Source organism: Streptosporangium sp. NPDC050284 (assembly GCF_044459525.1).
Taxonomy (GTDB): Bacteria; Actinomycetota; Actinomycetes; order Streptosporangiales; family Streptosporangiaceae; genus Streptosporangium.
In genome coordinates, this window is record NZ_JBITIZ010000003.1 from 1 (window position 1) to 13,448 (window position 13,448).

Annotated in this window: 11 protein-coding genes; 4 read left to right on the top strand and 7 right to left on the bottom strand. The window is 68.9% G+C overall.

Annotated elements, in window-relative coordinates:
* Window positions 1-569: 569 nt before the first annotated feature.
* Both ACIBH4_RS07680 and ACIBH4_RS07685 read left to right on the top strand, forming a co-directional pair.
* On the top strand, window positions 570-3,815 hold the full coding sequence (locus ACIBH4_RS07680) for an OmpL47-type beta-barrel domain-containing protein (protein ID WP_362502279.1): 3,246 nt from the start codon (window positions 570-572) through the stop codon (window positions 3,813-3,815).
* 155 nt (window positions 3,816-3,970) lie between these two features.
* Window positions 3,971-5,029: a WxL protein peptidoglycan domain-containing protein gene (locus ACIBH4_RS07685; protein WP_362502283.1), complete on the top strand. Its 1,059-nt coding sequence runs from the start codon at window positions 3,971-3,973 to the stop codon at window positions 5,027-5,029.
* 69 nt (window positions 5,030-5,098) lie between these two features.
* On the opposite strand, the gene ACIBH4_RS07690 is transcribed toward ACIBH4_RS07685, so the two are convergent.
* Both ACIBH4_RS07690 and ahcY read right to left on the bottom strand, forming a co-directional pair.
* Window positions 5,099-6,349, bottom strand: a complete 1,251-nt coding sequence (locus ACIBH4_RS07690; RefSeq protein WP_362502286.1) for an adenosylhomocysteinase — start codon at window positions 6,347-6,349, stop codon at window positions 5,099-5,101.
* Window positions 6,350-6,435: 86 nt separating this feature from the next.
* On the bottom strand, window positions 6,436-7,863 hold the full coding sequence (ahcY, locus tag ACIBH4_RS07695; protein ID WP_362502289.1) for an adenosylhomocysteinase: 1,428 nt from the start codon (window positions 7,861-7,863) through the stop codon (window positions 6,436-6,438).
* Between the two features lie 219 nt (window positions 7,864-8,082).
* Between ahcY and ACIBH4_RS07700 the strand changes: the two genes are divergently transcribed.
* The gene (locus tag ACIBH4_RS07700) at window positions 8,083-8,424 is read left to right on the top strand and encodes a MerR family transcriptional regulator (RefSeq protein ID WP_362502292.1); all 342 of its coding nucleotides are present in this window, start codon (window positions 8,083-8,085) and stop codon (window positions 8,422-8,424) included.
* A 68-nt stretch (window positions 8,425-8,492) separates the two neighbouring features.
* Here the strand turns inward: ACIBH4_RS07700 and ACIBH4_RS07705 are convergent, their stop codons facing one another.
* Genes ACIBH4_RS07705 through ACIBH4_RS07725 form a run of 5 tightly spaced genes read right to left on the bottom strand, consistent with a single transcriptional unit; the run spans window position 8,493 to window position 12,524 of the window.
* A complete protein-coding gene (locus tag ACIBH4_RS07705) occupies window positions 8,493-9,422 on the bottom strand; it encodes a cation diffusion facilitator family transporter (protein WP_362502295.1) in 930 nt (309 codons plus the stop codon).
* A 49-nt stretch (window positions 9,423-9,471) separates the two neighbouring features.
* Window positions 9,472-10,578: an SIS domain-containing protein gene (locus ACIBH4_RS07710; RefSeq protein WP_362502298.1), complete on the bottom strand. Its 1,107-nt coding sequence runs from the start codon at window positions 10,576-10,578 to the stop codon at window positions 9,472-9,474.
* Window positions 10,575-10,748, bottom strand: coding sequence for a Trm112 family protein (locus ACIBH4_RS07715; protein WP_350946478.1), 174 nt, complete (start codon window positions 10,746-10,748; stop codon window positions 10,575-10,577). Before ACIBH4_RS07715 ends, ACIBH4_RS07710 begins: the two co-directional genes overlap by 4 nt.
* 4 nt (window positions 10,749-10,752) lie before the next feature.
* Window positions 10,753-12,108, bottom strand: coding sequence for a phosphomannomutase/phosphoglucomutase (locus ACIBH4_RS07720; RefSeq protein ID WP_362502302.1), 1,356 nt, complete (start codon window positions 12,106-12,108; stop codon window positions 10,753-10,755).
* 47 nt (window positions 12,109-12,155) lie between these two features.
* Window positions 12,156-12,524, bottom strand: coding sequence for a DUF3499 domain-containing protein (locus ACIBH4_RS07725; RefSeq protein WP_350946476.1), 369 nt, complete (start codon window positions 12,522-12,524; stop codon window positions 12,156-12,158).
* Window positions 12,525-12,951: 427 nt separating this feature from the next.
* Between ACIBH4_RS07725 and ACIBH4_RS07730 the strand changes: the two genes are divergently transcribed.
* Window positions 12,952-13,407: a metallopeptidase family protein gene (locus tag ACIBH4_RS07730; protein WP_350946475.1), complete on the top strand. Its 456-nt coding sequence runs from the start codon at window positions 12,952-12,954 to the stop codon at window positions 13,405-13,407.
* Window positions 13,408-13,448: the final 41 nt, after the last annotated feature.

Here is a 13,448-nt window from a genome sequence, read left to right on the forward strand (position 1 = left end):
GCCGACCTCGCCCTGCGCACCCCCGTCGACGTCACCGCCGGCGAGTACAACTCCACCCTCACGCTCTCACTGTTCAACCAGTCCTGAACCAACGGGTAGCACGTTTCCGCCCGCTGTGGCGAGACCACGTCCATTGTCGTGACAAGTCGTGACGAGTCATGAGAGGGGAATCCGGCACCTGCTCCCACACCCGCCGGCACACCATCACATGACGACCGACGACGACCGACGCGATACCTGCCGGCCTTCCTTCCGGCACGTACGACACCGCTGGACGGGCGTGCCGCAACTCGGCGCCGGTGGAACTCCCGGGTTCCACCGGCGCCACCGCCTTCCCTGACACCTGACCGTTCGATCCCCCTGTTCACGGGGGTTCGTACGGCACCACGGGCAGGGCCTTAGGGCGCTATATACCGAAAAATCCTTAGAAACCATACCGTTATCTAAAAGTCCAAAATCGGGCTATATGACCGCTTGACGGAAAACGGAACGTTGCAAAAGACTGCCTTCGACTTGCGTGCGTCCCGCCAGGCCGACCCCCTACCTGGCAGCACGCAGATGGAGGATCAGTGAGAGGCGCTGCCTACAGCAGACGAGTTCGACGTTCCATCGTCCTGCTCGCATTACCCATAGCGATCACTGTCGGCTCGCTCCCGGTGCTCGCCGATCCGGGCCCGCCGGTGAGCGACGTCGCCCCTGACCGGCTGCCCGCCACCGAGCAGAACGGCGTCGCCCTGATCAGGATCGTCGTGCCCGACCAGTCCGACGTGGACCGGCTGACCGACATGGGGGTGGACCTGGCCGAATACAAGAAGCCCCTGGACGACGGCATCGAGGTGCACGCCGTCCTCAGCCCCGAGGAGGCCGACAGCCTCAGGGACCAGGGCTTCGATCTTCGTGGCGCCATCTCCGACGAGAGCGACTTCGCCGCCAACAAGGTCGAGCGGTCCAAGGCTCTCGCCAAGAGCGCCGCGGCCGAGGCCGCGGAGGACACTCTCACGGTCCTGCGCGCGGAGTGGTTCACCAGTGTGGACAAGCAGCGCTTCCTGTCGGTCGAGGTGAAGTCGAGCGCGACCGACGCGCAGACCGTCCTCACCACCACCTGGGACAGCGGCAAGAACACCGCCCCCGACTCGGGCGGCACCGCGACGATGTCCCGCTTCACCGACGCCGGCCAGTACATGTACCACCGGTTCACCTCGCCGCTCGCGATCGACCAGGAGCCGTCCAAGGTCACGGTCACCAGCAACCGCGGCGGTTCGGTGACGGCGAAGGTGACCAAGTGGCTGGGTGCCGCACGCAAGGCACCGAAGCCGCACTACGTCTCCGACTTCGTCGACCGCTACATGGACCCGACCGAGATCACCGATCGGATCGTCGGTCTCGCCGGTGAGTTCCCGAAGATCTCGGAGATCGTCGATCTGCCGTACAAGACGAACGGCTACCGCCGCCTCGCCCAGGCGCAGTTCGGCACGGGCTCGGCCTCCATCGTCTACCTGAGCTCCAAGAGCTACGGCCACGAGGGCGGCAACGACATCACCGCGGCGCTCGTCAACCCGAACACCGCGGACTCCCCGCTCTCGGTCGCGGTCAGCGGCAAGGACATCGTGGTCAACCTGGCCACGAACGCCTCCGGAGCGATCACCAGCACCGCCAAGCAGGTGGTGGACGCCGTCAACGCCGCCCCTGCGGCGTCCGCTCTGGTGACGGCGAGCACCTACCGCGGCAACGCGGGCGCGGGCGTGGTGACCGCCGCGGCGGCCGTACGGCTCACCGACTTCCTCAAGGCGCCGGCGAGCGTGTCACGCGACCCCTTCCAGATGAAGGTCCTTCGCATCGGCAAGAAGCGGGACCGTTCCAAGACCGGCGTGTTCCTCTACTGCCAGGAGCACGCTCGTGAGTGGGTCACCCCGATCACCTGTCTGGAGGCCGCCGAGCGGCTGCTGCGCAACTACGCGCAGGACAGGGAGACCAAGAAGCTCGTGGACGACCTCGACATCTTCGTGCTGCCGACCACCAACCCCGACGGTTCGCACTACTCGATGTACGACTACAACATGCAGCGCAGGAACATGACCAACCACTGCGCCGTCAACGCGTCCGACCCCGCGAACCGCAACGCCTGGGGGGTCGACCTGAACCGCAACTTCTCGGTCGGCGCCTTCTCCGACGGGTACAACGGCGCCTCGGCGACCTGCACCAGCGACACCTACGCCGGCCCCTCCAAGCTCTCGGAGCCGGAGGCCCGCAACGAGGTGTGGCTCACCAACGAGTACCCGAACATCAAGTTCGCGATGAACACGCACTCCTACGGCGGCTACTTCATGTGGCCTCCCGGCGCCTACAAGACCGCCGGACGCGAGGTGCTGCCGCGGGTCGACTTCGGTACCGAGAACTACTTCTGGTCCGCTTCCGACCACATCCTGTCCGCGGTGCAGACCCACCGTGGCACGGCGATCTGGCCGGGCCGCACCGGTCCCGTCACCGACGTCCTCTACTCGGCGGCCGGCAACAGCGCCGACGAGCACTGGTACAACCGGGGCATCATCGGCTGGGACTTCGAGGTCGGAGCCGACATCTACGACCCGGCCACCAAGCGGTTCACCGCGGTCGGTTTCCAGCCGCCCTTCAGCGAGGGTCACCAGGAGGCGATGGAGTTCGCCAACGGTCAGATCGCCATCCTGGAGGTCGCCCGCGCCTTCGCCGACGACCAGAAGCGCCCCACCTCCAGCCTGAAGATCACCGATCGAACCGAAGGCTCCACCACGTTCACCTTCGAGGTGAACGAGCCCGCCAACGTGTACTACACGCTGGACGGCACGCGGCCGACGTTCGACTCGCCCAAGCTGCGGGCGGCGGGCATGCGTGAGGCGGCCCAGAAGATCACGGTCGACAAGACCACCGAGGTGTCCTGGTTCTCCGTCGACATCGCCGGCAACGTCGAGAGGAACTACAAGCCGGAAGGCAACGGCGCGAACTACGGCAAGCAGACCGTGAAGGTCACCAACAAGGCGCCGGTGACGACCGCGACGGTCACCCCGGCCCAGCCGGCCGGAGGCTGGTTCACCGGCCCGGTGTCGGTGACGCTGTCCGCGACCCCCGGGAAGGACGGGAAGAAGGTCGACCGTACCGAGTACCAGCTCGACGGCGGCGCCTGGACCACGTACACCGCGCCGATCACCATCACCGGCGACGGCTCGCACACGCTGGCCTACCGCTCCGTCGACAAGGAGGGCAACGTCGAGGCGACCATGACGCTCACCGTCAAGGTGGACGCGACGGCGCCCACGACGACCTCGACGGTCGGTTCGCAGGACAACGGCGGCGTGCCGGTCACCCTCTCCGCGACGGACGAGACGTCCGGTGTGGAGAAGATCGAGCACTCCCTGGACGGCGGCGCCTGGACGACGTACACCGGGACGGTCATCGTCTCGGGGCAGGGGCGGCACGAGGTGCGGTACCGCGCCGTCGACAAGGCCGGGAACGTCGAGGAGATCAAGGCCGTCGAGGTGCCGGTCGCCCCGACCCTCCCGCTCACCGTGACGGCGGAGTCTCGTTGCGTGGGCACGACGGCGCACCTGGCGGTCACGGCCGTCAACAACGGCACCGTACCCGCCACCATCACCCTGTCGACCCCCTACGGCTCCAAGACCGTCGCCGACGTCGCCCCGGGCAAGCAGGCCTACCAGTCCTTCAACACCCGGACCGGGCAACTCGCCGCCGGCACCGTGACCGTCACGGGAGCCGCGACCGTCAACGGCCAGCCGGCCACCTCCACCTACGACACCACCTACAACACGCTCAGCTGCGGCTGAGCCGATCCCGACGCCGACCAGTGAACGCCATCTTGTTCAACCGGTCCTGAGCCAATGGCGGGGCAGAACGCCACCCCCCGCTGTGCGTGTCCGGGACGTGTGCGAACCTAACGCACACGTCCCGGATGTTCACCATGAAACAGGAGATACCACCGTTGTTCACGAGCAGTTCGCGGAGGGCACTCGCCCTCTTCTCCGCCCTCTGCGCTGTCGGCGCGACCACTCTGACAGGATTCGCCCTCCCGGCCGCCGCCGCCGGCCCGGGGGACATCACCTGGTCGGTCGCGCCGGCCGACGCCAAGGGCCCCGACGGCCGCAGCGCCATCGACGTCGAGCTCGCCGGCGGGCAGGAGGTGACCGAGCACATCGCGGTCATCAATCGCTCCACCAAGGAGGTCGCCTTCGCGATCGACGCCAACGACGGCTACCTGACCGCCAAGGGGTTGTTCGACATGCGGCCCTCGGACGCCACGCCGACCGACGGCGGGGCATGGATCAAGATTCCCGAGCGGGTGACGATTCCCGCCGGTGGCACCGCCGTCGTGCCGGTCAAGATCTCGGTGCCGAAGAACGCGACACCGGGTGATCACCCCGCGGGGGTCACGGCGTCCGTGGACACGATCTCCGGCCAGGTCAGGGTCCAGAACCGGGTGGGCGTTCGGATGAACCTCCGCGTGAGCGGCGACTACGTGGCCAAGGTCGCCGTGACCGGTCTGCGGGCCGAGTACAGCGGCTCGTGGAACCCCTTCTCCTCGGGGTCCATCGACATGACCTACACCGTCACCAACGAAGGCAATGTCCGGGTGGCCGCGGACACGAATGTCCGGACGTCCGGATTCGTGGGCGAAAGCGGATGGAAGGACACCTCCGACGCCAAGACCAGGGAGGTCATGCCGGGCGGCAGCCGCGAGTTCACCGTACAGGTGACCGGCGTCTGGCCGCTGGGACCGATCACCTCACAGGTCGTGGCGACCCCCACCGTCGTGGGTGAGTCGATCCAGGGCGTCGCCGCCCAGCAGACCACGGTCGACACCTCACTCTGGGCGTTGCCGTGGCCGCAAATCGTCTTCCTCGTCCTCCTCGTTCTCGCCTTCCTCGTCGTCCGGACGCTGCTTTCCCGGCGCCGCAAGCGCCGCGAGCAGCAGGCCGCGATCCTGCGCGAGGCGAGCGAACTGATCGCCCAGTACGGCAACAAGCCGGAGAAGTCATCATGAGGAGGACCTTTCTCCCCGGGCCGAGGCCGCGTGCGCGGCGTATCCCCTCTGTGACCGACGGAGAGGATGTCAGGAACCGAGCCGCCACGAGTGGAGGTATTCCTCCTGGTCAACGGTGAGATCGTCCATCTCGATCCCGGCCGCGGCCAGCTTGAGCCGCGCCACCTCCACGTCGACCTCTCCCGGCACGTCGTAGACCCCCGGCTCCAGCCGCGCCCGCTCGCGGACCAGCCACGCCACCGAGAGCACCTGCGCGGAGAAGGACATGTCCATGACGGCGGCGGGATGCCCCTCGGCGGCGGTGAGGTTCACCAGGCGGCCCTCGGCGAGCAGCAGGAGCCTGCGGCCGTCGGCGAGCACGTACTCGTCGGTGTTGGGGCGGACCCCCCGGTGGACGGCGTGCGCCAGGTCGTCCAGGGCACGGACGTCGATCTCGACGTCGAAGTGCCCGGCGTTGGCCAGGATCGCCCCGTCCTTCATCTCCGCCAGGTGCTCACCCCTGATCACGTCGCGGTTGCCGGTGACCGTGACGAACACGTCCCCCGCGCGGGCCGCGGCCGCCATCGACCGTACGTCGTAGCCCTGCAGTAAGGCGTCCAGTGCCTTGACCGGGTCGATCTCGGTCACCACGACCCGCGCCCCCAAACCCCTCGCCCGCTCGGCGACGCCCCTGCCGCAGTAACCGAACCCGGCGACCACCACGGTCTTGCCCGCGAGCAGGGTGTTCGTGGCGCGCATGATCCCGTCGATGGTCGACTGACCGGTGCCGTAGCGGTTGTCGAACATCCGCTTGGTCCGCGTGTCGTTGACCGCCACCACGGGAAACCTGAGCGCCTTCTCCGCGGCCATCCGCCGGAGCCTGATGATCCCGGTGGTGGTCTCCTCACACCCCCCGGAGACCGTCTCCAGCAGTTCGGTCCGCTCGGTGTGCAGGATGTTGACGAGGTCACAGCCGTCGTCCAGGACGATGTCCGGCACGATGTCGAGCGCCTGGTGGATGTGGCGGTAGTAGGCGTCCATGGTCACCCCGGCCCGCGCGTGCACGACGACGCCGTAGTCACGGAGCGCCTCGGCGACGTCGTCCTGGGTGGACAGGGGGTTCGACGCGGCCAGGGCGATCTCGGCCCCGCCCGCCTTGAGGGTGCCCATGAGCACGGCGGTCTCGGCGGTGACGTGCAGGCACGCGGCGATCCGCAGCCCGTCGAAGGGCCGCTCCGCGGCGAACCGCTCGCCGAGGGCGGTGAGCACGGGCATCGCCCGCGCCGCCCACCCGATCCTCAACTCCCCCGCGGCCACCAGGGCGCGCTCAGCGCTGTCCACGTGTCTCCCCAGATCTACCCGAACCCCGGAATCGCCGGAAGGCCCCCGCGAAGTCGCGGGGGCCCGGTGAAACCCGACCGCGGGTATCAGTAACGGTAGTGGTCGGACTTGTAGGGGCCATCGACGTCCACGCCGATGTATTCGGCCTGGGCCTTGGTGAGCGCGGTGAGCTTCACGCCCAGGGCGTCGAGGTGGAGGCGGGCGACCTTCTCGTCCAGGTGCTTGGGCAGCACGTAGACGCCGACCGGGTAGTCGTCGGTCTTGGTGAACAGCTCGATCTGCGCGATCACCTGGTTGGTGAAGGAGTTGGACATGACGAACGAGGGGTGGCCGGTGGCGCAGCCCAGGTTCATCAGACGGCCCTCGGCGAGCACGATGATCTGCTTGCCGTCGGGGAAGCGCCAGGTGTGGACCTGCGGCTTGACCTCGGTCTTCTCGATGCCGGGGATCCGGGCCAGGCCGGTCATGTCGATCTCGTTGTCGAAGTGACCGATGTTGGACACGATCGCGTTGTGCTTCATCCGGGACATGTGGTCGGCCGTGATGATGTCGAAGTTACCGGTCGTCGTGACGAAGATGTCGGCGATGCCGACGACCTCCTCCAGGGTGGTGACCTGGAAGCCGTCCATCGCGGCCTGCAGTGCGCAGATCGGGTCGATCTCGGTGATGATGACGCGGGCGCCCTGGCCCTTGAGCGCGTCGGCGCAGCCCTTGCCGACGTCGCCGTATCCGGCGACGACCGCCACCTTGCCGCCGATCAGCACGTCGGTGGCGCGGTTGAGGCCGTCGATCACCGAGTGGCGGCAGCCGTACTTGTTGTCGAACTTGGACTTGGTCACCGAGTCGTTGACGTTGATCGCCGGGAAGAGCAGCGTGCCGTTCCTGAACATCTCGTACAGGCGGTGCACCCCGGTGGTGGTCTCCTCGGTGACGCCCTTGATGCGCGAGGCGACCTTGGTCCAGCGCTTCTCGTCGGTGACCGTGCGGCGGAGCAGGTCGAGGATGACGCTCCACTCCTCGGAGTCGTTCTCGTCGGCGCTGGGAACGGCACCGGCCTTCTCGTACTCGGCCCCCCTGTGGACGAGCAGGGTGGCGTCGCCGCCGTCGTCGAGGATCATGTTGGGACCGTCGTCACCGGGCCACGTCAGAGCCTGCTCGGTGCACCACCAGTACTCCTCCAGGGTCTCGCCCTTCCAGGCGAAGACCGGGACGCCCTGCGGGTTCTCCAGGGTGCCCTCGGGGCCGACGACCACGGCGGCGGCGGCGTGGTCCTGGGTGGAGAAGATGTTGCAGCTCACCCAGCGGACCTCGGCGCCGAGCGCGACCAGGGTCTCGATGAGCACGGCGGTCTGGATGGTCATGTGCAGCGAGCCCATGATCTTCGCACCGGCCAGCGGCTGGGCCGCGGCGTATTCCTTGCGGATGGCCATCAGGCCCGGCATCTCGTGCTCGGCGAGCTGGATCTCCCTGCGGCCGAAGGCCGCGAGAGAAAGGTCGGCGACCTTGAAGTCCATGTGGTTACCCCTCTGGTTGATGGGCGGCGTTCGCCTCACACCCTCGCCCGTCGCGCTCGTCTCGCGATCGTGCTTCGCTCTGGGGCCGGGCTCGCCGTTCCATCGGAACAGTCGATGTCTGGGAGTTTAGGCGGCCAGAAGGGCTCCGCGCACCCTCTGAGCGGGTAACCTGACACAAGAATGTAAGCTTTTCCGGGAAATCGCTGGAAAGAGGTCACCATGCGGATCACCGAGGCCGCCAGAAAGCTGGGCATGTCTCCCCGGATGCTCCGCTACCGCGAGGCACTCGGACTCCTCCCCCCGATCAGGGACCGGGGCGCGCACCGGCGGTTCGGCCCGGAAGAGCTCTCGGCCGTCGCCCAGAGCGTCGAACTGGAGAAACGGTTCGACATCTCCCCCGCCGAGCTCGCCTTCGCGCTGCGCACACTGAGCGAACCCGCGGTCGCGCAGGCCGTACGGGACCTGGGGCTGCGGATCGGCCGCCTGCAGGCACCTCGCAGGGCACTGGACTTCGAGAAGGAGAAGGCGTTGCGCCTGCTCCAGCGCCGCACCCAGCGGTGACACCGCGAATCCCGGATGACCCCCACCGGGTCCGGAGCCTGTCGCGGCCCCGGACCGTCCGGTGAGACTCAGACGCGGTCGCCGACGCCGGCCCTGTCGAGATCGGGCTCCAGATAGATGACGCGCGCCTCGGGAACGGCAGCGCGGATGCGCTGCTCGGCCTCGTCGATGCCGCGGGCCACCTCGGCGGCCGTGTCGTCGTGGTCCACCGCGATCTTGGCGGCGACCAGGATCTCCTCGGGGCCCAGGTGGAGCGTGCGCATGTGGATGACCCGGGTCACCTCGGGCGCGCTCTCCAGGGCGTCCGCGATGCGGGTCTCGACCTCGGGCCCCGCGCTCTCGCCGATCAGCAGCGACTTGGTCTCGATCGCCAGGATCACCGCGATCACCGCGAGCAGGGCGCCGATCATGATGGTGCCGATGCCGTCCCAGACGGGGTTGCCGGTCACCACGGCCATCGTCACGCCGAAGAGCGCGAAGATCAGGCCGAGCAGCGCGCCCAGGTCCTCCAGCACGATGACCGGCAGCTCGGGCGACTTGGAGCGGCGGATGAACTGCACCCACGACTGCTTCCCGCGGACGTGGTTGGACTCGATGATCGCCGTCCTGAACGAGAACCCCTCAGCGATGATCGCGAAGATCAGCACGCCGAAGGCCCACTGGGGCGACGTGAGCGGCTCGGGAGCGTGGATCTTGTGCCAGCCCTCGTAGAGGGAGAACACCGCGCCGATGGTGAACAGCACCACCGCCACCACGAACGCGTAGAAGTAACGCTCCCTGCCGTATCCGAAGGGATGCTGGGGCGTGCGCGCCCGCTGCGCGCGCTTACCGCCCAGGAGCAGCAGCGCCTGATTGCCCGAGTCGGCCACCGAGTGAACCGACTCGGCGATCATCGATGACGAACCCGTGAAGAGAAACGCCACGAATTTGGCCACGGCGATCGCCAGGTTGGCCGCCAATGCCGCGATGATTGCCTTAGTACCGCCGCCCGCGCTCACGGCAGCCTCCGCTCAGCTGGTTGTTCGGGAAAGAACAAGACAAGGGATCCTATTGCGAAACCCTGGCCTTGAGTCCTGTGATGGCCGACACAGTTGCCGGGTCGATCCCGTACCCGAGCGCGAGGTACGTACTCGCGAAATCGCCGAGCGCGATCAATGTCGCGAGCCGCTCCAGCGGATGCCTCCCCTCCGCGGCGATCTGCGTGACCGGGACGCCGCGATCCTCCGCCAGCCGCACCGACGCCTCCCGCTGCCGTACGACCCGGGGGTGCTCCTCCACGTCGCGGAGCACGAACAGCCGGAGCGACCTGCCGCTCTCGTCGGCGAAGATGTCCCGCTGGGCGAGCGGGCCGTCGAGGACGGCCACCTGGTCGTGACCGGCCCCGGGCAACTCGCCGCACATCGCCGGGTATTTACCGTTCGTATTGAGCGCACCGGCCCACCGGCGGGCCGCGACGGCGGCCAGCGGGGAGGATCCCCAGATCATCGGCACAGTCTCGGCGAACTCCATCGCGAGCGACTTGCCCGGATTGATGAATGACTCGCTCGCCGGGCGACAGCGGTGGGCGAGGTCCTCAAGGCGTGTGGCCACCTCCTCGAACACCTCCTCCCCGGCTTCGACCAGGCCGAGCCGGGCGGCGGCGACGATCAGCGGGACCGACGCCGCCCACACCGCGGCGCGCGCCTGCCCGCCGCCCGCGACGGGAACGAACGGCGCTCCCGCCTGCCTGGCGATCGCGTGGAGCGGCGAGTCGGGCGCGCCGACGGCGAGCAGGCGACAGCCTCTGCGTACGGCCTCGGCGGCGACCGCGAGTGTCTCCTCGGTCCTGCCGGAACGCGACACCGCGATCACCAGGTCGGTCGCGCCGATCCAGCCGGGCAGCCGGTAGGACCTGACGGTCACGATCGGCAGCGGGGCGCCTTGACCGCACACCACGTCGAGGATGTCACCGGCGATGCCCGAACCGCCCATACCGGCGACCACGACCGCCCGGGGCCTGCCGTCCTCGGCGAGCGAGGACAGGCCCGACTCCAGGGCGGCCCTGCGGGAGGTGCGGACCTGCGCGGCCGAGTCGGCCACCGCCCGTAACATGCCAGCCGGGTCGCCCTCGATCAGCCATTTCTGGTCGTCGAGCCGATCGGGCTCCCAGCTCACGACTTCCGGGCCTCGTCGACAAGCAGGACCGGGATGTCGTCCCGTACCGGATAGACCAGGCCGCACGAGGCGGAGGTGCAGGACAGCTCGTCCACCTTGGGATCGGCCCTCAGGGGGGACTTGCAGTTGGGGCAGGCAAGGATCTCCAGCAGCCAGTCGTCGATCTTCACTCGTTCAGCTCCTCACGACAGCAAGGACCTCGTCCCTGATCGCTGCCATCTGAATCTCGTCGGCCGCCTCGGCGTTCAGCCTGAGCAGCGGCTCTGTGTTGGAAGGACGGAGGTTGAACCACCATCCGGGGCCGGAGACGGTCAGGCCGTCCAGCTCGTCGAAGGTGACGCCTTCACGGGCGGCGAAGATCTCGCGGACCCGCGTCGTCGCCGCACCCTGGTCGGCGACCGTGCTGTTGATCTCCTCGGAGGCCGCGTAGCGAGTGTACGCGGTGAGGATGTCCGAGAGCGGCTTCTCCTGCTCGCCCAGCGCGGCCAGCACGTGCAGCGCGGCCAGCATGCCGGAGTCGGCGAACCAGAAGTCCCTGAAGTAGTAGTGGGCGGAGTGCTCGCCGCCGAAGACCGCGCCGGTCGCGGCCATCTCGGCCTTGATGAACGAGTGACCCACGCGGGTGCGGACCGGACGGCCGCCGTGCTCGGCGACGATCTCCGGAACGCCCCTGGAGGTGATCAGGTTGTGGATGATCGGGGCCCCGGGGTGCCTGCCCAGCTCGCGGACCGCGACCAGCGCGGTGATCGTGGACGGGGAGACGGACTCGCCGCGCTCGTCGACGACCCAGCAGCGGTCGGCGTCCCCGTCGAAGGCGAGCCCGATGTCGGCGCCCACGTCGAGCACGGCCTTCTGCAGGTCGCGCAGGTTGTCGGGCTCGATGGGGTTCGCCTCGTGGTTGGGGAAGGTGCCGTCGAGCTCGAAGTAGAGGGACGTCAGCTCGACGGGCAACCCCTCGAACACCGTCGGGACCGTGTGCCCGCCCATCCCGTTGCCCGCGTCGACCACGACCCGCAGCGGCCGGATGCCCGACAGGTCGACCAGGGTGCGCAGGTGGTCGGCGTAGCCGCGCAGCAGATCGCGCTCGGAGATTTTCCCGCCCCCCTCGCCGCCGAGGGTGCCCGAGGCAAGGATCGCGGCGGCCCGCTCGCGGATCTCGACGAGCCCGGTGGCGCCACCGATCGGCACGGCGCCCGCCCTGCACATCTTCATGCCGTTGTAGCGGGCCGGGTTGTGGCTCGCGGTGAACATCACCCCGGGCAGGCCGAGGCTGCCACTCGCGTAGTAGAGCAGGTCCGTGGAGCCCAGGCCCGCGTTGATCACGTCGGCCCCCCGCGAGGTCGCCCCCCGGGTGAAGGCCGCGGCCAGGGGCACCGACGACTCGCGCATGTCGTACGCCACCACGGCGGTCTTCGCCCCGGTCACCTCCACGAAGGCCGCGCCGACCGCCTCTGCGGTCTCCTCGTCGAGCTCGTCCGGCACGACGCCACGGACGTCGTACGCCTTGAAGATCTTGGCGAGGTCGCCCACTCCAGCTCCACCCCTTGCGTCGTGTCTCGTGCCCCAGCCTAGTAGGGTCAGCGGTCGCGCTGGGGCTGGGCGGAGCGAAGCACTCGCAGGTGACCTCGGCGGCCGACCTCGACCCCCTGGCCGACCGGCTCGGTGCCGCCACTCGGCGTGGGCCTGGCCGCCTCGCGGACCGCGTTCGCGAGGGCCTCCAGGTCGTCCGTGCTCGGCGGCGCGCCATCGGTCGGCAGGCGCACCACCTCCCAACCTCGGGGGGCGGTGAGCCGCTCGGCGTGCTCGGCACACAGGTCGTAACAGTGCGGCTCGGCGTACGTCGCCAAGGGCCCGAGAACAGCGGTCGAATCGGCGTAGACGTACGTGAGCGTGAAAACGGCAGGCTGACTGCACGCGGTGCGGGAACAGCGGCGGACGGGGCTCACGGTGGGACCGTATCCGGTAAGCGTCCGGGGCGCCACTATCTGAGCGCTCTTAACGAGCGTGTCGCCACAATTCGGACACGTGTCCCGGGTTCCACCTGCCTGTACGGCTTACAACCGTTCGCTGATTCCCGGTGTTTCTCCGGGAGGATCAACGAGCCGCTGCGAGCGGCGTTCCCCGACGGGGGTTCTCGTTTCACCGCCGTGCGCCTGGCGCGAACGACAGGATCTCCCGCACACCCCCTCCCGCACGCGGCCCTCCTTCCGCCCGTGCCCCTCCCCCTACCGCTCTGCCACATCACTCCTGTCGTCCGCGCACCTCTCCTCGGCATCCCCCTTCACCCACGTCCCCGCCGTCACACCTTCCGTCCGCCCGCACTCCGGTCACGGCACCTCCCGCCCTTGTCCGGGTCACGTCTAAGCTGGGGCCGTGAGCCCGGCACCCGGCAGACCCCGCCCTCCCCGCAGGCGCGACAGGCATGGTCGCGGCCTGCGCGGCCCGCTGGCGCCCTCGCACGTGCCGATCGCCAAGGCCCGCAGCGAGCGGTTCGACGATCTCGTCCTGGACGCCGTCGACCGTCTCAAGCCCCGGTGGGCCAAGCAGTTGTCCGCCGTGGAGTTCGCGGTCGAGGAGGTCCCGCCGATCAGCGAGCTGGGCGACGGTCCCGGACTGTTGAACGGCGACCCCATCCCCTTCGGGCGCTCGGAGCCCGCCGCGGGGAGCCGCCCGGCCGTTGTGATCATCTACCGTCGCCCTCTGGAGAGCAGGGCGCGCGACCGCGACCACCTGGGCGCGATGGTGCACGAGACGGTGGTCGAGCAGGTCGCGGGCCTGTTCGGGCTCTCCCCCGAGTCGGTCGATCCCGGCTTCGACGACCACGACTGACCCGCCGCGCCGCAGAGGGCCGTCCCCGCCGCGTCCCGAGG